Annotated in this window: 15 protein-coding genes and 2 tRNA genes; 7 read left to right on the top strand and 10 right to left on the bottom strand. The window is 72.3% G+C overall.

From position 1 onward, the window contains the following. Window positions 1–56: 56 nt before the first annotated feature. The 5 genes from hrpA (at window position 57) to QM792_RS11860 (ending at window position 4,934) form a co-directional block, all read left to right on the top strand. The gene (gene hrpA / locus QM792_RS11880) at window positions 57–3,881 is read left to right on the top strand and encodes an ATP-dependent RNA helicase HrpA (RefSeq protein ID WP_415150219.1); all 3,825 of its coding nucleotides are present in this window, start codon (window positions 57–59) and stop codon (window positions 3,879–3,881) included. A 52-nt stretch (window positions 3,882–3,933) separates the two neighbouring features. Further along, window positions 3,934–4,194, top strand: coding sequence for a GlsB/YeaQ/YmgE family stress response membrane protein (locus QM792_RS11875; RefSeq protein ID WP_415150217.1), 261 nt, complete (start codon window positions 3,934–3,936; stop codon window positions 4,192–4,194). 9 nt (window positions 4,195–4,203) lie between these two features. Beyond that, window positions 4,204–4,719 (top strand): hypothetical protein, encoded by a 516-nt coding sequence (locus QM792_RS11870; protein WP_415150215.1) that lies wholly within the window; start codon window positions 4,204–4,206, stop codon window positions 4,717–4,719. 46 nt (window positions 4,720–4,765) lie between these two features. Next, window positions 4,766–4,842: transfer RNA gene (locus QM792_RS11865), tRNA-Pro, on the top strand. A gap of 15 nt (window positions 4,843–4,857) precedes the next feature. Next, a tRNA-Arg gene (locus tag QM792_RS11860) sits at window positions 4,858–4,934 on the top strand. Between the two features lie 7 nt (window positions 4,935–4,941). Here QM792_RS11860 and QM792_RS11855 read toward each other — a convergent pair. The 4 genes from QM792_RS11855 to QM792_RS11840 form a co-directional block, all read right to left on the bottom strand. Next, the gene (locus QM792_RS11855) at window positions 4,942–5,850 is read right to left on the bottom strand and encodes a recombination-associated protein RdgC (protein WP_415150213.1); all 909 of its coding nucleotides are present in this window, start codon (window positions 5,848–5,850) and stop codon (window positions 4,942–4,944) included. A 51-nt stretch (window positions 5,851–5,901) separates the two neighbouring features. Next, window positions 5,902–7,527 carry a GDYXXLXY domain-containing protein gene (locus QM792_RS11850; RefSeq protein WP_415150211.1) on the bottom strand — a complete coding sequence of 542 codons (1,626 nt, stop codon included), beginning with the start codon at window positions 7,525–7,527 and terminating at the stop codon, window positions 5,902–5,904. Continuing rightward, window positions 7,524–8,501 (bottom strand): DUF2157 domain-containing protein, encoded by a 978-nt coding sequence (locus tag QM792_RS11845; protein ID WP_415150209.1) that lies wholly within the window; start codon window positions 8,499–8,501, stop codon window positions 7,524–7,526. Before QM792_RS11845 ends, QM792_RS11850 begins: the two co-directional genes overlap by 4 nt. A gap of 123 nt (window positions 8,502–8,624) precedes the next feature. Then, window positions 8,625–9,317 (bottom strand): glutathione S-transferase C-terminal domain-containing protein, encoded by a 693-nt coding sequence (locus QM792_RS11840; RefSeq protein WP_415150207.1) that lies wholly within the window; start codon window positions 9,315–9,317, stop codon window positions 8,625–8,627. Between the two features lie 65 nt (window positions 9,318–9,382). Here QM792_RS11840 and QM792_RS11835 point away from each other — a divergent pair, with 65 nt between their 5' ends. After that, on the top strand, window positions 9,383–10,135 hold the full coding sequence (locus QM792_RS11835; protein WP_415150205.1) for a hypothetical protein: 753 nt from the start codon (window positions 9,383–9,385) through the stop codon (window positions 10,133–10,135). Window positions 10,136–10,160: 25 nt separating this feature from the next. Here the strand turns inward: QM792_RS11835 and QM792_RS11830 are convergent, their stop codons facing one another. The 4 genes from QM792_RS11830 to QM792_RS11815 are packed head-to-tail and all read right to left on the bottom strand — an operon-like array spanning window position 10,161 to window position 14,115. Next, the gene (locus tag QM792_RS11830) at window positions 10,161–11,402 is read right to left on the bottom strand and encodes an acyl-CoA dehydrogenase family protein (protein ID WP_415150203.1); all 1,242 of its coding nucleotides are present in this window, start codon (window positions 11,400–11,402) and stop codon (window positions 10,161–10,163) included. 30 nt (window positions 11,403–11,432) lie between these two features. Then, entirely contained in the window at window positions 11,433–12,527 is a 1,095-nt protein-coding gene (locus tag QM792_RS11825; protein WP_415150201.1) for a phosphotransferase, read from the bottom strand. Between the two features lie 49 nt (window positions 12,528–12,576). Then, window positions 12,577–13,281, bottom strand: coding sequence for a Crp/Fnr family transcriptional regulator (locus QM792_RS11820; RefSeq protein WP_415150199.1), 705 nt, complete (start codon window positions 13,279–13,281; stop codon window positions 12,577–12,579). 54 nt (window positions 13,282–13,335) lie between these two features. Continuing rightward, complete coding sequence (locus QM792_RS11815) at window positions 13,336–14,115, bottom strand: oxepin-CoA hydrolase, alternative type (RefSeq protein WP_415150197.1); 780 nt, start codon at window positions 14,113–14,115, stop codon at window positions 13,336–13,338. A gap of 175 nt (window positions 14,116–14,290) precedes the next feature. On the opposite strand from QM792_RS11815, the gene QM792_RS11810 reads away from it, so the two are divergent. Beyond that, window positions 14,291–16,207 carry a hypothetical protein gene (locus tag QM792_RS11810; RefSeq protein WP_415150195.1) on the top strand — a complete coding sequence of 639 codons (1,917 nt, stop codon included), beginning with the start codon at window positions 14,291–14,293 and terminating at the stop codon, window positions 16,205–16,207. A gap of 14 nt (window positions 16,208–16,221) precedes the next feature. On the opposite strand, the gene QM792_RS11805 is transcribed toward QM792_RS11810, so the two are convergent. After that, window positions 16,222–17,382 carry a pyridoxal phosphate-dependent aminotransferase gene (locus QM792_RS11805; RefSeq protein ID WP_415150193.1) on the bottom strand — a complete coding sequence of 387 codons (1,161 nt, stop codon included), beginning with the start codon at window positions 17,380–17,382 and terminating at the stop codon, window positions 16,222–16,224. An 11-nt stretch (window positions 17,383–17,393) separates the two neighbouring features. Beyond that, window positions 17,394–18,347, bottom strand: coding sequence for a CysB family HTH-type transcriptional regulator (locus QM792_RS11800; protein WP_415150191.1), 954 nt, complete (start codon window positions 18,345–18,347; stop codon window positions 17,394–17,396). Window positions 18,348–18,349: the final 2 nt, after the last annotated feature.

The raw sequence follows: 18,349 nt of genomic DNA, 5'->3' as shown, positions 1-18,349 counted from the left end.
AATTGTGCCGCAGGGCGCGGCGCGCTCCGGGGCTTGTCTCCGATAATCCGCGCCCCGTGCCAGCACCTGCTCCCAACGCCGTTCCGGCGATCAGCTTCCCCGAATCGCTGCCCGTCTCGGCGCGGCGCGACGAGATCGCGCGCGCCGTCGAGGCGAACCAGGTGGTGATCGTCTGCGGCGAGACCGGCTCGGGCAAGACCACGCAGTTGCCGAAGATCGCGCTGGCGCTGGGCCGCGGGCTGGGCGCGGGCGGCAAGGGCCTGATCGGCCACACGCAGCCGCGCCGCATCGCGGCGTCGAGCGTGGCCAAGCGCATCGCCCAGGAGCTGAACTCGCCGCTCGGCGAGGTGGTGGGCTACAAGGTGCGCTTCCAGGACCGCCTGCAGCGCGGCGCCTCGGTCAAGCTGATGACCGACGGCATCCTGCTGGCCGAGACGCAAAGCGACCCGCTGCTGCGCGCCTACGACACGCTGATCATCGACGAGGCGCACGAGCGCAGCCTGAACATCGACTTCCTGCTCGGCTACCTGCGCCGCATCCTGCCGCGCCGGCCCGACCTGAAGCTGATCGTGACCTCGGCGACCATAGACGCCGACCGCTTCGCGCAGCACTTCGCCTCGGCGCGCGCTCCGGCGCCGGTGATCCAGGTGTCGGGGCGGCTGTTCCCGGTGGAGCAGCGATGGCGGCCGTTCGAGGAGTCGCGCGAGTTCGACCTGAACGACGCCATCGGCGAGGCCGTCGACGAACTCTGGCGCGAGGGCGCGGGCGACGTGCTGGTCTTCCTGCCCGGCGAGCGCGAGATCCGCGAGGCGGCCGAGCACCTGCGCCGCCACCACCCGCCGGGCGTGGAGATCCTGCCGCTGTTCGCGCGGCTGTCGCAGCAGGAGCAGGACCGCGTCTTCGAGCCGCACGGCGCGCCGCGCATCGTGCTGGCCACCAACGTGGCCGAAACCTCGCTGACGGTGCCCGGCATCCGCTACGTGATCGACGCCGGCACCGCGCGCGTCAAGCGCTACAGCTACCGCAACAAGGTCGAGCAGTTGCTGGTCGAGCCGGTCAGCCAGGCGGCGGCGAACCAGCGCGCCGGGCGCTGCGGGCGCGTGGCCAACGGCATCTGCATCCGCCTGTACGACGAGAAGGACTACGCCGGCCGGCCGCGTTTCACCGACCCGGAGATCCTGCGCTCGTCGCTGGCCGGCGTGATCCTGCGCATGAAGTCGCTCGGCCTGGGCAACGTCGAGGACTTCCCCTTCCTCGAAGCGCCGCCGCGCCGCGCGATCGCCGACGGCTACCAGCTCCTGTCCGAGCTCGGCGCGGTCGACGAGACCAACCAGCTCACCCGCATCGGCACCGAGCTGGCCCGGCTGCCGCTGGACCCGCGCGTCGGCCGCATGATCCTGGAGGCGCGCGAGCGCCAGGCGCTGACCGAGATCCTGGTGATCGCCGCCGCCTTCAGCCTGCAGGACGTGCGCGACCGCCCGCTCGAGCAGCAGCAGGCCGCCGACAACGCGCACCGGAAGTTCGACGACGAGCGCTCCGAGTTCAGCGGCGACCTCAAGCTGTGGAAGTGGCTGGAAGACAGCAAGGGTGCTCATTCGAAAGAGAAGGGCGAACACAAGCTCAGCCTGCGCAAGCAGGAGCAGTTGCTGCGCGAGCACTTCATCTCGCCGCGCCGCGTGCGTGAGTGGCGCGACCTGCATGCGCAACTGCACACGGTGGTGGCCGAACACGGCTGGCGGCTCAACGCGACGCCGGCCACCTACGAGCAGATCCATCTATCGCTGCTGGCCGGGCTGCTGGGCAACATCGGCTGCAAGAGCGACGACGAGGACTGGTACCTGGGCGCGCGCGGCATCCGCTTCCACCGCCACCCGGGCACGCATCTGTCGAAGAAGCCGGGGCGCTGGATCGTCGCCGCCGAACTGGTCGAGACCACGCGGCTGTTCGGCCGCGGCATCGCCGCGATCGACCCGGCCTGGCTGCCCGGCATCGCGGCGCACGTCATCAAGACGCAGTTGCTCGAACCGCACTGGGAGAAGAAGGCCGCCGAGGTGGTGGCGCTGGAGCGCGCCACGCTGTACGGCATCGTGGTCTACAACAACCGGCGCGTGAACTTCGGCAACGTCGACCCGAAGGCGGCGCGCGAGATCTTCATCCGCGAGGCGCTGGTGGGCGGCGAGTGGGAGACGCGGCTGCCGTTCCTGGCCGCCAACCGCAAGCTGATCGCGCAGGTGCAGGAGCTGGAGCACAAGTCGCGGCGCCAGGACGTGCTGGTGGACGACGACCTGATTTACGCCTTCTACGACGCGCAGATTCCCGCCGACGTGGTCAGCGGCGCGACGCTGGAGCGCTGGTACCGCGAGGAGGTCAAACGCCAGCCGCGCCTGCTGACGCTGACGCGCGACGAGCTGATGCGCCACGAGGCCGCCGGCATCACCACAGCCGCGTTCCCGAAAACCATCCGCCTCGGCGGCATCGACTGCGCGGCGAGCTACCTGCACGAGCCCGGCGACGCCAAGGACGGCCTCACCGTCACCGTGCCGATCTACGTGCTCAACCAGGTCGCCGAGGAACGCTGCGAATGGCTGGTGCCGGGCATGCTGAAGGACAAGGTGCTGGCGCTGGTGAAGACGCTGCACCAGCGGCCGCGCTCGCGCCTGGTGCCGCTGCCGGCCTACGCGGAGGAGTTCGTCGCCGAGGCCGCGTTCGCGCAGGGCGACCTGATCGACGCGCTGCTGCGCCACGTGCGCGAGCGCACCCAGCTCGCCGTGCAGCGCAACGACTTCAAGCGCGAACAGCTCAGCCCGCACCTGGCGATGAACTTCCGCGTCGTCGACGAACACGGCCGCCAGCTCGGCAGCGGGCGCAACCTCGCGGCGCTGAAGGCCGAGCTGGGCGGCCAGGCGCGCTCGGCCTTCCAGGCGCTGGCGGCGCTGAAGATCGCCGCCGCGCCGGCGGTGCCCGCGGCACCCGCCGCGTCGGCCACCCCGGCGGCCAGCGCGCCGGCCGCGCCGCCGCCGGCCGCGAAGGCGTCGGAGAAGTACGCCGCCTGGACCTTCGGCGAACTGCCCGAACTGCTCGAACTGCGCAAGGGCGGGCAGTCGCTGGTCGGCTTTCCGGCGCTGATCGACTGCGGCGGCCACGTCGAGATCGAGGTCTTCGACGAGCCCGACGCGGCCGCGGCCAAGCACCGCGTCGGCCTGCGCCGCCTCGTGGCGCTGCAGATCCGCGACGCGCTGAAGTACCTGGAGAAGAACATCCCCGACTTGCAGAAGATGGCGGTGGCCTACATGCCGCTGGGCACCGCCGAGGAACTGCGCGAGCAGATCGTCGAGCTGGCGCTCGACCGCGCCTTCCTCGCCGAGCCGCTGCCCGCCGACGCGGCCGCGTTCGCCCGGCGCGTCGACGAGGGCCGCGGCCGCCTGACGCTGATCGCCAGCGAGATCGCGCGCGCCGCCGGCACCGTGCTGGCCGAGTGGAGCGCGGCGCAGCGCAAGCTCAAGGACGCCCGGCCGGCGCGCGAGACCGCCGACGACGTGGCGGCGCAGCTCGCGCGCCTGGTGCCCAGGCGCTTCGTCACCGCCACGCCGTGGGCGGCGCTGGCGCACCTGCCGCGCTACCTGAAGGGCGTGCAGATGCGCCTGGACAAGTGGCGCGCCGACCCGGCGCGCGATGCGCAGCGCCTGGCCGAGCTGCGTCCGCTGGAGCAGCGCTTCACGCGCGCGCTGGCCGAGCGCAAGGGCCGCGCCGACGCGCGGCTCGACGAATTCCGCTGGCTGCTGGAGGAATTGCGCATCAGCCTGTTCGCGCAGGAACTTCGCACGCCGCAGCCGGTCAGTGTCAAGCGCCTGGAAAGGGCGTGGGAGCAGTTGCAGCGCTGATGCCCGGCATCGGCTACAGTCTTCCGCACCATCCACAACAAGGAGATCCGCGATGGAATTGCTCTGGACCGCCCTGGTGGGCTTCGTGGTGGGCCTGATCGCGCGGGCCGTGCTGCCCGGCACCCAGGCCATGGGCATCATCCTGACCACGCTGCTGGGCATCGCCGGCTCGTTCATCGCCGGCTTCGTCGGCCAGTCGCTCGGCTGGTACCAGATGGGGCAGGGCGCCGGCTTCATCGGCTCGCTGGTGGGCGCCATCGTGCTGCTGTTCATCGTCGGCAAGCTCAAGGGCCCCGGCGCGTCGGGCGGCTGAGGCGAGGCGATGAGCCGCACGGCCGAATGGGAGGTGGTGCCCGACACCCCCACGCGCATCGAGGCGGCCGCCGAGCGCTGCCGCCGCCTCGTCACCAAGCGCGCGCTGTTCGGCGCCGGCGTGGCGATGGTGCCGCTGCCCGGCGTCGACTGGATGACCGACGTGGCGCTGCTGCTCAAGCTCATCCCCCAGATCAACCAGGAGTTCGGGCTGACGCCCGAGCAGGTCGAGCGCCTCGCGCCGGATCGCCGCGTGGTGGTCTACAAGGCCATCACCGCCGGCGGCGGCATGCTGATCGGCCGCGTCGTCACGCGCGAGGTGCTGATGTCGATGCTGCGCCTGGTCGGCGTGCGCCTGAGCGCCCAGCAGGCCGCCAAGTTCGTGCCGCTGGCTGGCCAGGCGGTGTCGGCGGTGCTGACCTACAGCGCGCTGAAGTACGTCTGCGAGCAGCACATCCGCCAGTGCATGTCGGTGGCGCGCCAGCTCGCGCTGCCGGCGCCGGCAGCGGCGTCGGTGCCGGCTTGAACGGAGTGGCTGGCGCACGGCGCCGGCCACTACAATCCGGGCCGTTCGGGGTGTAGCGCAGCCTGGTAGCGCAACTGCTTTGGGAGCAGTGGGTCGGATGTTCGAATCATCTCACCCCGACCACTTCACACCTCCGCACTGCCCATAGCTCAGTTGGATAGAGCAGCGGTCTTCTAAACCGCAGGTCGGGGGTTCGATTCCCTCTGGGCAGGCCAGCGTAGCTCACGCCGCCGGCTGCTTCTCCAACACCCCGCCCAGCGCCTCGATCAGATCCGGCAGCAGCCCGCGCAGCTCGCCGGTCATGATCGCCACGTCGGCGTCGAAGCCGGCGTCCGCGTCGCCCTGGCCGGCGCCCTCGAGCACCACGTCGAGCAGCTTGATGCGCTTGAGCGCGAGGCCTTCGGTCAGCACGAAGGAGACGCGGCCGTTCCAGGTCAGCGCGAGCTGCGTCGGCAGCTTGCCCTGCTTGATGTGCTCGCCGACCTCGTCGATCTCGAGCGTGTGGCGCGCGTAGCGCACCGCGGCCTTCTCGCTGTCGGGCTGCTTCAGCTCGCATTCGCGGTCGATGCCGAAGCCGCGCGGCGCTTCCTTCTCGCTCAGCCACGCGGCCATCGCGGTGGCGGGTGACAGCGCGGTCTGCAAGGGCTCCAGGCGCAGCGCGCCGAACAGCTCGACCAGGCGCGTGAGCACCGCGTCGGTCTTCTTCGTGGCCGTCGCGCCGACCAGCACCAGCCTGGCCTCCAGGTCCAGCCACACCCAGGTGGCCGAGCGCTTCGGGAAGGCGCGCGGCAGCAGTTCGTGCACCACCTGCTCCTTCAGCTCGCGCTTGGCCTTGCCCTTGGGGCGGCGGCCGGTGTCGGCCTCGATGCGGTCGAGCAGCGCTTCGAGCTGCTGCTTGACCACGCCCGACGGCACCGGCTTGCTTTCGCTGCAGAGTTGCAGGATGAGCTGGCCGCCGACGCTCTCCAGCAGCGCGCCGTGCTTCTCGCCGCGCGGCTCGACCCAGCCGGCCGCCTCGGGCTGCGAGGGCGCGCAGGCGGCGAAGCGGGCCGCTTCGAGGCGGCGTTCGATCTCGGCTTGCGTGGGCGGCTCCCACTGGACGATGCGGTAGACGAGCGCGTTCTTGAACATGGATCGATTCGGGCGGGGGCGGTCTGCGAGGCGGCGGATTCTAGGGGCCGCTCAGAGCGCCTCGAGTTGCGGCCCGCGCAGCCCCACCAGCAGCGCCCGGCCCTCGGCGTCGACGCGGAACTCGCCGTACTTCGCGCGCGCCCAGCGCTCGGCCTCGCCCTCGGCGAAGAACCAGGCGTCGCTGACCAGGATCCAGCCGCCGCCCTTGGGCGTCAGCTCGATGCGCAGCTCGCCGGCTTGCAGCGGTTCGCCCGCGTCGATGCGAACCAGCCGCGCGACACCGCGTTCGTCGATCTGCGCCACCGCGTGCGGGCGACGCGCGCGCAGCATTCCGGCGCGGCGTTCGGCCGGCTCGCCCGGCAGGTTGAAGTTCAGGCGCATGAAGTCGCCCTGCATCAGCGAGCGCGGGTCCACCGGCGCCAGTTCGACGAACACCGGCCGGCCGTCGCGGATCAGCGCTTCCTTGTCGCGGATGCCGAGGTTGGCCACCGCCAGCACGGCCAGCAGCGACAGCGCGATGCCCCAGCGCGCGAAGCGCGGCGCGGCGCCGTGGGCCGTGGCCTCGCCGCCGCGCGAGAGGCGCGCGCCGGCCCACCATGCCAGCGCGAGCAGCAGGGCGCCCGCGCCGGCCAGCAGCGCGGCCTTGTGCGCCAGCGGCCAGGCCAGCGCATAGTAGAAGGCGCCGACGATCCAGGCCGCGGCCACGCCGGCCGCGGCGGCGAGGCGCCAGCGTCCGCTGGTGGCCAGCAGCGCGAGCATCAGCAGCGTGGCGCCCAGCGAAGGCATCAGCGCCGCCAGGCCCACCAGCACCAGCGCCGCGCCGGCCAGCGCCGGATGGCGCAGCCCGCGCCAGCGGCGCGCGGCCAGCAGCGCGCCGGCCAGCGCCAGCAGCGCCGAGGCCGCCTGCAGGCCGCGCCAGGCGAGGCCGGGGTCGGCGCGCCGGCCGAGTTCGCGCGCGAGCTCGCCCGACAGGCCGTTGCCGAACACGCCGCCGACCAGGAAGCTCATGCCCGACCACCACGCGAACGCGGCCAGCAGCGCCAGGCTCCAGCCCGTGCCCACCGATTCGAGCAGCGCCGCCGGCTGCGCGCGCAGGCGGTGGCGCACGAAGAAGTGTCCCGCCAACCAGGCCAGCAGCAGGGCGTGCCAGGCGAGCCACCATTGCGTCAGCGACCCGCCGCCCTGTTGTTCGAACAGATCCCAGCGCCGCGGCGTCAGCGCGATCGCCAGCAGCAGCGCGGCGGCGACGCCGAGCAGCACGCGCAGCCAGGCGGCGCGCAACGCGCCCGCGACGCCCAGCGTCACCAGAGCGAGCAGCAGCGCGCCGAGCGCGATGTCGGCGTCGCGGAACAGGCCGTAGCCGAGCGAGCCGCCGCCGACCAGCAGCGCCGGCACCGCGAGCTGCTCGAGGAACAGCGGCAGGCCGCGCGAACGCAGCAGCACGATGGCCACCGCCAGCAGCAGCACGCCGACGAGGTAAGGCCCCGCGCTGCCGTTGATCAGGTCGCCGAGCAGCAGCGCGACCACGCCGAGCAGCGGCACCGCCGCCAGCCAGGCGCCGAGCGCGGTCAGCAGCACCACCGGCCAGGGCCGGCCCTCGTCGGCCGGTGCCCGCGCGTCGGCGGGCAGCAGGCCTTGCGCGCGAGCGCTTTGCACGATGACGTCGAGCCTGTTCATGCCGAGGCCTCCGGGTTCGCACACGAACGCGCGAGCTTGAGCACGCGGCTCACCGTGAGGGCCAGCAGCACGGCCGCCAGCGCGCCGAGCAGGAACAGCCGGCCGATCGGGTCGCCGCGCGCGTCCTCGAACAGCAGCCGGCCCAGGCCGGCGACGATCAGCGTGTTCAGCCCCAGCGCCGCCGCGCTGAGCGCGTAGACGTCGAAGCCCGCGCGCGGCACGAAGGCCGCCGCGAGCACGGCCAGCACCAGCAGACCGGCGGCGTAGTGCGCGGCGACGGGCGTCGAGAACAGCGCCATCAGCGCGGTGCCGGTGACCACGATCACCGCCAGCGTCACCGCGCCGCGCAATGCCCAGGCGCCGGCGCCGGTCAGGCGTTGCGCGAGCGGGCTCATCGCCAGCACCAGCGCGCCGGCGGCGGCCCAGCCGACCAGGTGCACGGCCAGGTCGTCCGGCTCGATGCGCCAGCGGTGCCCGGCGTGCGCATGGATCCACAGCGCGATGCCGACGAAGGCCACCAGCACCCACGGCGTCCACAGCAGGTCGGAGCGCAGCGCGAGCGCCAGCGGCAGCGTCAGCGCGGCCCACAGCGCGAACAGTTGCCAGGGGTCGGCGCCGGTCTGGTAGGTCTGCCCGAAGTAGGCGAACAGCGCGCCGGTGGCCAGCAGCACCAGCAGCGCGAGCGGCGCGCGCCAGGCGGGGCGCAGCAGGGCGCCCAGGCCCACCGCGGCGATCGCGCCCTGCAGCACCGCGAAGCGGCCGAAGCGGCCCAGCGTGTCCCAGTTGGCCGCGATCCAGAAGATCAGGCCGAGGCCGAGCAGCGCCGCGGCCAGCACCGCCAGCCCGAGCGGCAGCCGGCGCGCCAGCGCGGCGGGCTCGGCGCCGAGCCCGGCGATGTCGTGCAGGCGCCGCGCGGTCGGCGCATCCAGGCCGTGCGTCGCCTCGAGTTCGTGCAGCGCGAGTCGCAGGTCCATCCATCCTCCATGGGTGACGTGATCGGGCGGCATGCTAGCCGCGCCGCGCCGCGGGCCGCGCACGGTTCGGCGGCCGCGCGGCGCACGACACCGCCGGGCGCGCGGCGCGATACCGCGCCGGCTTCAGCGCCTGCGGTACTGCGTGGCGCCGAACAGCGTCTCGCGCGCCTTGTCGTCGACCAGCGGCTTGCGCCTGTCGGCCAGCACCTCGACGCCGCGCATCACTGCGGGCCGGTGCGCGATCTCGTCGAACCAGCCCTTCAGGTGCGGGTAGTCGGCCCAATCGATGCCCTGGTTCTTCCACGAGCGCAGCCAGGGGAACACCGCGATGTCGGCGATCGAGTAGTCGCCGCCGCCGAGGTACCTGCTCTTGGCCAGGCGCCGGTCCAGCACGCCGTACAGGCGCCTGGCCTCGTTGGTGTAGCGCTCGATCGCGTAGGGGATCTTCTCGGGCGCGTAGATGCGGAAGTGGTGCGCCTGGCCGAGCATCGGCCCGACGCCGCCCATCTGGAACATCAGCCACTGCAGCACCTCGTACTTGCCGCGCAGGTCGTCGGGCAGGAAGCGGCCGGTCTTGGCGGCCAGGTACAGCAGGATCGCGCCCGACTCGAACAGCGAGATGGGTTCGCCGCCCGGGCCGTCGGGGTCGACGATGGCCGGGATCTTGTTGTTCGGGCTGATCGCGAGGAAGCCGGGCTCGAACTGCTCGCCGGCGCCGATGTCCACCGCCACCGCGCGGTAGGGCAGGCCGCACTCCTCGAGCATGATGTGGACCTTGTGTCCGTTCGGTGTCGCCCACGAATACACTTCGATCATGTCTTCCCCCGCAGCACGCGCCCGATGTCGCCGTTGGGGCGAACTCTAGTGGATTGATCGCCGCGATGCTCGACGCGATCAAGCGCCTGTTCGCCGCCCGGCCCGAGACGCCGCAGCCGCCGGCCTGGCCCGAGGCCGAGGCCTGGGCCAGGCGCCGTTCGCTGGCGTTTCGCCGTGCGCGCGATGGCGGCGGCTTCGTGGCCGAGGGCAGGCTCGACGAGCTGCCCTGGCGCCTCGAATGGGGCCCGCCGCAGCGCGCGTACATCGCCGGCCGCGAGCTGCGCATGCGCATGGAGCTCGACCTGCCCGGCGACCTGCAGATGCTGCTGCTGAGCAAGCCGCTGATGGACCAGCTCGAGCGCCAGACCTACGAGAGCTTCACGGAAGGCCTGCAGACGCAGATCGACACCGCCACGCCGGAAGAGATGCGCTGGCTGGTGATGTTCCCCAAGGTCAACCTGAACGCGCATGGAGCGCTGCGCGAGCGTTTCGGCGCGGCCTCGTCGCTGCCCTCGGCGGTGCAGGCCTGGGTCGAGGGGCCGCTGGCGCAACAGCTCGAGCGCGCGCTGGCCACGCTGCTGCGCTTCGACCCGCCCTTCGTGCTGATGACGCTGCGCGGCCGCGCCTACCTGCGCATGCAACTGGCCGAGCCCGAGCCGGCGGCGCTCGAAGCGCTGGTGACGCTGTTCGAGGCCGCGGCTCGGCAGGCGCTGCGCGTGTCGCTGAGCCCGGACGAGTCGCCGGCGGCGCTCGACTGCCCGGACGGCGACGCGCCCGCCACCGTCTGGCAGACCTTCGGCGCCGGCAAGCCGCGCTGAGCGGCCCGCCGCGCCGCGCGCGCCTTCAGGCGAGCTTGCCGATCTCCAGCTTGGCGATCGCGTTGCGGTGCACCTCGTCGGGGCCGTCGGCGAAGCGCAGCGTGCGCGCCAGCGTGTAGAAGTAGGCCAGCGGCGTGTCCTGGCTCATGCCGGCGCCGCCGTGGAGCTGCATCGCCCAGTCGATCACCTGGCAGGCCATGTTCGGCGCCACCACCTTGATCATCGCGATCTCGGCCTTGGCGCTCTTGTTGCCGGCCACGTCCATCATCCAGGCGGCCTTCAGCGTCAGCAGCCGCGCCTGGTCGATCATGCAGCGCGCCTGCGCGATGCGCTCGCGCGTCACGCCCTGTTCGGCCAGCGCCCGGCCGAAGGCGACGCGCTGCGTCGCGCGCCGGCACATCAGCTCCAGCGAGCGCTCGGCCAGGCCGATCAGGCGCATGCAGTGGTGGATGCGCCCGGGGCCGAGGCGGCCCTGCGCGATCTCGAAGCCGCGGCCCTCGCCGAGCAGGATGTTCGAGACCGGCACGCGCACGTTCTCGAACGCCACCTCCATGTGGCCGTGCGGCGCGTCGTCGTAGCCGAACACACTCAGCGGGCGCAGCACCTTGACCCCCGGGGCGTCGGCCGGCACCAGCACCATCGACTGCTGGGTGTGCCTGGGCGCCGCCGGGTCGGTCTTGCCCATGAAGATGTAGATCTTGCAGCGCGGGTCGCCGGCGCCGCTGGTCCACCACTTGCGGCCGTTGATGAGGTACTCGTCGCCCTGGCGCTCGATGCGCGCCTCGATGTTGGTGGCGTCCGACGAGGCCACCGCCGGCTCGGTCATCGCGAAGCCGCTGCGGATCCTGCCCTCCAGCAGCGGCTCGGCCCACTGCTTCTTCTGCGCCTCGGTGCCGTAGCGCACGATGGTTTCCATGTTGCCGGTGTCGGGCGCCGAGCAGTTGAAGACCTCGCTGGCCCAGGGCACGCGGCCCATGATCTCGGCCAGCGGCGCGTACTCCTGGTTGCTCAGGCCGATGCCGTAGTCGCCCGAGGTGTTCTTGCGGCCGTCGGCGCTGGGCGGCAGGAACAGGTTCCACAGGCCGGCCTCGCGCGCCTTGGGCTTGAGCTGCTCGATCACCTCCAGCGGCGTCCAGCGCCGGCCGGCCGCGGTGTTGGCCTCGATCTCGGCCCACCACGCGGCTTCGGCGGGGTAGATGTGCTCGTCCATGAAGCGCAGCAGGCGAGCCTGCAGTTCCTGGGTGCGGGGCGAATAGCTGAAGTCCATGGCGTGTCTCTCCGGGTGGTGTTCGGGTGATCAGGTGCGGCTGGCGATGCGCCAGCCCATCTCGGCCAGCGGCCGGGCGCCGGCGCCGGCCGCGGCGGCCTGCGCGCTCGACGCGGTGCCGTCGACGACGCGCCTGGCGATGCCTTGCAGGATGCCGGCGAGGCGGAACATGTTGTAGGCGAGGTAGAAGTTCCAGTCGGCCATCACCGCGTCGGGGTCGGCGCGGCCGGTGCGCTCGCAGTAGCGGCGCACGTAACTCTTCTCGTCGGGGATGCCCAGCGCGGCGAGGTCCAGCCCGCCGATGCCGCGGAACGCGCCGGGCGTGATGTGCCACGACATGCAGTGGTAGCTGAAGTCGGCCAGCGGGTGGCCGAGCGTCGACAGCTCCCAGTCGAGCACCGCCAGCACACGCGGCTCGCTGGGGTGGAAGACGAGGTTGTCGAGCCGGAAGTCGCCGTGCACCACCGAGACCTGGCTCTCGTCGCGGGCGCCGGCCGGGATGTGGGCGGGCAGCCATTCGATCAGCTTGTCCATCGCCTCGATCGGCTCGGTGATCGAGGCGACGTACTGCTTGCTCCAGCGCGAGATCTGGCGCTCGAAGTAGTTGCCCGGCTTGCCGTAGCCGGCCAGGCCGGCGCGCCGCACGTCGACCTTGTGCAGCGCGGCGATGACGCGGTTCATCTCGTCGTAGATCGCGGCGCGCTCGGCCGGGCTCATGCCGGGCAGCGACTGGTCCCACAGCACGCGGCCGGGCACGAACTCCATCACGTAGAAGGCGCGGCCGATGACCGATTCGTCCTCGCACAGCAGCCGCATCGCCGGCACCGGCACGTCGCTGCCGGCCAGCGCGCGCATCACCGTGAACTCGCGCTCGATCGCGTGCGCCGAGGGCAGCAGCTTGGCCACCGGGCCGGGCTTGCAGCGCATCACGTAGGTGGCGCCCGGCGTGACCAGCTTGAAGGTCGGGTTGGATTGCCCGCCCTTGAACTGCTCGACGGTCAGCGGCCCGGCGAAGCCCTCCAGGTGCTGGGTCAGGTGGGCTTGCAGGCGCGCGGCGTCGAAGGCGTGCTGCTCGGCGACCGGCTTGGTGCCGGAATTGGCGTCGGAGAGGCTGGGGCTGGTCATGGGGCGTGTCGGACGTGAAGAGCCTCGCGCCGCCCGGCCGCAGGGCCGCTCAGCGCTCGGCGATGGCGAGCAGTTTGTCGGGGGCGAGCACCACCAGCGAGGTCGGCTCGACGCGCACCGCGCCTTCGCGCTCGAAGCCCTTGAGCTCCTGGTTGACGCGCTGGCGCGAGGCACCGAGCAGTTGCGCCAGGTCGGCCTGCGCGAGCTGCAATCCGATGCGCACCTCGTCGCCCTCGCGCACGCCGTAGCGCCGCGCCAGCAGCAGCACCTGCTTGGCCAGCCGCGCCGCCAGCGGCAGCGTGTTGAGGTCCTCGATGGTGTCGAACATCATGCGCAGGCGCCGGCAATTCAGGCGCAGCAGCGCCTCGTACAACTCGACGTGCTGAGCCAGCAACTCGCGGAAGTCGGCCTTGCGCACGATCAGCAAGGTGGTCTCGCCATGCGCGTTGGCGTCGTGCGTGCGCGGCAGTCCGTCGAACAGCGCGATGTCGCCGAACCACGAGCCGGGCTCGACGTAGGTCAGCGTGACCTGCTTGCCCGACAGCGACACCGAGCTGACGCGCACCGCGCCGCGCGCCACCGCGATCCATTCGGCCGCCGGCGTGCCGCGCGTGCCGAAGGCGGCGCCGTCGCGCAGGCGCCGCACCGTGGCGCGCGACAGGATGGCTTCGCGCAGGGTGGGGGAGAGCTTCGAGAACCACGAGCCCGACTCGATGTTGGAACGTTCTTCGAGTGTAAGAACCGACACGTCCATGTTCAGTCGCTGAGGTGACAGCCCGCGCCGTTCGTTTCCCGCTCGCGCCCGGTCTCACTCGAAGCGCGGCGCGCGCTTGGCGACGAAGGCCGCGAGGCCCTCGCCGCCGTTGGCGTGGAACAGGCTGAGCAGGAACTGGTCGCGTTCGGCGGCCAGTTGCGCGTTCAGGCTGTTGCCGGAAGCGGCATTGACCAGTTCCTTGCCGCCGGCGACTGCGTTGGGCGCCATCGCGGCGAGCCGGTCGGCCAGGCGCAGCGCCTCGGCCGTCGCCTGCCCGCCGGGGCAGACCACCTGCACCACGCCCCAGCCGTGCAGTTGCGCCGCGCTCACCGGCTCGGCCAGCCAGACGATCTGCTGCACCGCGTTGCGCGGCAGCGCGCGCGCCAGTTGCCAGGTTGCGCCGGCGTCGGGCGTCAGGCCGAGCCGGGCGTGCGAGAGCACGAAGCGCGCCGTGTCGGCGGCGACGATCAGGTCGCAGGCCAGCGCGAGCGAGAAGCCGGCGCCGGCGGCCGCGCCCTCGATCGCGGCGATCACCGGCTTGGGACACGCGCGCAGCGCTTCGATCCACTGGTGCAGCAGTTCGAGCTGGCGCGTCTGCGCCGCCACGCCGGCCTGGCGGCGCGCCATCAGGCCCTGCAGGTTGCCGCCGGCACAGAAATGCGCGCCGGCGCCGCGCAGCACGATGGCGCGCAGCTCGTCGTCGGCCTCGGCCGTGCCCAGCGCCTCGATCCCCGCGGTGATCACCGCCTCGGACAGCGTATTGCGGGTTTCGGGGTCGCTGATCGTGAGAATCAGCACGGCGCCTTGGCGCTCGGTCAACAGTTCGGATGTCATGGCTTCGGCCGGCGCCGGGGTTCGGTCGATTGTGTCACGCTCGTTCCCGGCACCCCGTGAAAGCGCCTCCGGGCGGGTCGGCGGTCCATGCTAGAGTCTTCGCGCAAAAGAACACACCTGCTCAATGCGCCGGGTCTCGCTCTCTCTGTCCTTGCTCGCCGCGGGCGGCTGCCTGTTGTCCGCCGCGGGCGACGCGCAAGCGCTCGGTTTCGGGCGCTCGGTCAACGCCTCCCACCTCGGCCAGCCGCTGAACTTCGCGGCCACCGTGCGGCTGGAGAACGACGAGTCGCTGCCGCGCGAATGTGTCACGGCCGAGGTGATGTCGGGCGAGTTCCGCGTCGCGCCGGCGGCGGTGAACGTGTCGGTCGAGCCGGCGCCGAACCCGAACGAGCGGCTGGTGCGCGTCACCACCCGCGGCGCCATCGACGAGCCGGTGGTCACCGTGACGCTGTCCGCCGGCTGCCAGCAGCGCCTGTCGCGCAACTTCGTCGCGCTGGTCGATCCGCCCGGCATCAACCTCGCCGGCACGGCGCCGGTCGAGCCCGCCAGCCTGCCGCCGCAGCGCTTCGACCCCGAGACGGCGCCGGTGGTCGCGGCCGCGCAGGGTTCGTCGTCGACCTCCGCGCCGCGCTCATCCGAACCCGCGCCGGCGGCCCGCGAGCCGAGGGCGCGCGCCGAAGGCCGCGTGGCACCGGCTGCGCGCCCGCGCGCCGCGGCGCAGGCGCCGACCCAGCCGCGCGAACGCCGTGCCGACACGCGCGTGGCGTCCAGCGCCGCGCCGCGGGCCCCGGGGCCGCGTTTGCAGCTCGAACCCGGCAGCGTGGCGGCTGCTGCCGCCGCCTCGGCCGCGTCCGCCGCCGCCGCGCAGGCGGCTGCCGCCGCGGCGTCGGAAGTCGCGGCATCGAACATGGCGGCGGCGTCGGCCGCGGCGGCCGCCTCGGCGGCGCAGCAGCGCATCGCCGCGCTGGAGGCGCAGCTCAAGCTGCTGAGCGAAGAATCGCAGAAGACGCAGAAGGCGCTGGCCACGCTGCAATCCACGCTCGGCCAGGCGCAGGAGCACAGCTACTCGAACCCGCTGGTCTACGCGCTGGCGGCGCTGTCGGCCCTGCTGGCGCTCGGCCTCGCGCTGCTGTGGTGGCGCCAGTCGCACGCGCGCCAGAACTCGCAGTGGTGGCTCGCGCCCACCGGCGCGACGGTGGCGATGGCCGACACCGCCCGGCCGGCGCCGCCGCGCGCCGTCGAGCCGGCCAACACACGCCAGGAGACCCAGCCGGCGGTGATGGCCGAGCGCCACCTGGCGCACACGGGCGTCGATTCGCTGTCGCCGCCGATGCCGTCCACCGCGCCGCGCACCGAGCCGCCGGTGTCGCTGATCCCGCCCGGCGCCGATTCCACCGCCGAGCCGCGCCGCGAGCTGTCGGTGGAGGAACTGATCGACCTCGAACAGCAGGCCGACTTCTTCGTCGTGCTGGGCCAGGAAGACGCCGCCATCGACCTGCTGATGGGCCATGTGCGCAGCAGCGGCGGCGCCAGCCCGCTGCCCTACCTGAAGCTGCTGGAAATCTACCGCCGCCGCGGCGAGCGCGACGCCTACGAACGCGTGCGCGAACGCTTCAACCGGCGCTTCAGCGCCTACGCGCCCGACTGGGACGCCGACCTCGCGCAAGGCCGCCCGCTCGACGACTACCCGCAGATGCTGCGCCAGCTCCAGCGCCTGTGGGACGAGCCGGCGCGCGTGACGCAGATGCTCGACGCCGCGCTGATGCGCCAGGACGCCGAGGGCGACACCTACGACCTGCCGGCCTACCGCGAACTGCTGTTCCTGTACTCGATCGCGCGCGACCTGGGCGAGCACCCCACCAACGCGCGCTCCGTCGACCTCGAACTGCCGATGGACGGCGGCGCGGCCGAGAAGCCGATCGAGGAGCTGACCGCCAGCCGCCTGATGGGCTTCGCGCCGACCAACCAGCTCACGGTGCAGGTCGACCTCGACGTGACGCGCCCGATGCCCGACCGCTCCGGCAGCGGCCGGTCCGACTTCCTCGGCCTGGTCGACCCCGACGCCAACAAGCGCGGCGGCGACCGCTACTGAGCCGGCGCGGCCGGCTACAGCGCCGCCAGGCGTTCCAGCGCGAGCTTCAGCGTCTCGTCCTTCTTCGCGAAGCAGAAGCGCACGATGCGCTGCTCGAAGCCGTCGGGATAGAAGGCCGCCAGCGGAATCGCCGCCACGCCGGCTTCGCTCGTCAGGCGGCGGGCGAAGGCTTCTTCCGGCTCGTCGCCGATCGCCGAATAGTCCACGCACTGGAAGTAGCTGCCTTCGCTGGGCAGCAGCCTGAAGCGGCTGCCGGCCAGGCCGGCGCGGAACAGGTCGCGCTTGCGCTGGTAGAAGGCCGGCAGGTTCAGGTGGTGCGAAGCGTCGGCCATGAACGCCGCCAGCCCGTGCTGCATCGGCGTGTTGACGGTGAACACGTTGAACTGGTGCACCTTGCGGAACTCGGCCGTCAGCGCCGCCGGCGCGGCGACGTAGCCGACCTTCCAGCCGGTCACGTGGTAGGTCTTGCCGAAGCTCGAGACGATGAAGGCGCGCTGCGCCAGCTCGGGGTGGCGCGCCATGCTCTCGTGGCGCGCGCCGTCGTAGACCATGTGCTCGTAGACCTCGTCGGCGATCACCAGCACGTCGGTCGGGCGCAGCAACTCGGCCAGGCGCCGCATGTCGGCCTCGCTCCACACCGTCGCGCTCGGGTTGTGCGGCGTGTTGACGATGATCGCGCGCGTGCGCGGCGACAGCGCCGCGGCGATGCGCGCGAAGTCGGGGCGGAAGCTGCCCGGCGTCAGCGGCACGTGCACCGCGCGGCCGCCGGCCAGCTCGATGTTGGGCTCGTAGCTGTCGTAGCAGGGATCGAGCACGATCACCTCGTCGCCCGGGTGCACGACGGCCAGGATCGCGGTGATGATCGCCTGCGTGGCGCCGGCGGTCACGGTGATCTCGCTGCCGGGGTCGTAGCGGCGGCCGTACAGCGCCTCGATCTTGGCCGCGATCGCCTCGCGCAAGGCCGGCACGCCGGCCATCGGCGGGTACTGGTTCAGCCCGGCGCGCATCGCGTCGGTGACGGCGTCGAGCAGCGCCGGGTCGCAGTCGAAGTCCGGAAAGCCCTGGCCGAGGTTGACCGCGCCGTGCTGCTGCGCCAGCGCCGACATCACGGTGAAGATGGTGGTGCCCACGCGCGGCAGGCGGCTTTCGATGGCGGGGGAGCGGAAGTCGGTCATGGCGGGTCGGGTCAAAGCTGGTAGTCGGGCGCGGCGCCGGGGGCCCCCGACAGCGCCTGCACGATCAGCGGGCGCGTCAGGCGGTCGGACAGCATCTCGGCAAAGGCGTAGACGAAGCTGCGCAGGTAGGCGCCGCGCTTGAAGGCGATGCGCGTCACGTTGCGGCCGAACAGGTGGCCGAGCGGGCGCCACACCAGCTCGCCGCCCGGCGCGTCGTCGCGCACCGCGTGCTCGGCGACGATGCCCACGCCCAGGCCGAGGCGCACATAGGTCTTGATCACGTCGGCGTCGATCGCCTCCAGCACGATGTTCGGCTTGAGCCGGCGCGCCGCGAAGGCCTGGTCGACGCGCGTGCGGCCGCTGAACGAGGGGTGGTAGGACACCAGCGGCTGCACCGCCAGGTCCTCCAGCTCGACGCGCTCGAGCTGCGCCAGCGGGTGGCCGGCCGGCATCACGAGGGCGTGCTGCCAGTCGTAGCAGGGCAGGGTGACCAGTTCGTCGTGCGCGTCGAGCGCCTCGGTGGCCAGGCCGATGTCGGCCACCTCCTCGATCACCATGCGCGCCACCTGGTCCGGCGAGCCCTGGTGCAGGCTGACGTTGACCTTCTGGAAGCGCCTGCGCAACTGCGCGATCGGCTCGGGCAGGAAGTAGCGCGCCTGGCTGTGCGTGGTGGCGATCGACAGCGTGCCGGCGTCCTGCTTGGAGAACTCCTCGCCGATGCGCTTGAGGTTGCCGACCTCGCGCATGATGATCTCGATCGACTTCAGCACCTGCAGGCCAGGCTCGGTGACGCGCCGCAGGCGCTTGCCGTGGCGCGCGAAGATGTCCACGCCCAGTTCGTCCTCCAGCTCGAGGATCGCCTTGGAGATGCCCGGCTGCGAGGTGAACAGCGCCTTGGCCGTCTCGGTGAGGTTGAGGTTGCGGCGCACCGCCTCCTGGACGAAGCGGAATTGATGCAGGTTCATGG

Source organism: Piscinibacter sp., from assembly GCF_047600445.1.
Taxonomy (GTDB): domain Bacteria; phylum Pseudomonadota; class Gammaproteobacteria; order Burkholderiales; family Burkholderiaceae_C; genus Piscinibacter.
The sequence above is the reverse complement of the archived record's forward strand: the minus strand, read 5'-3'. Positions and strand labels throughout refer to the sequence as shown.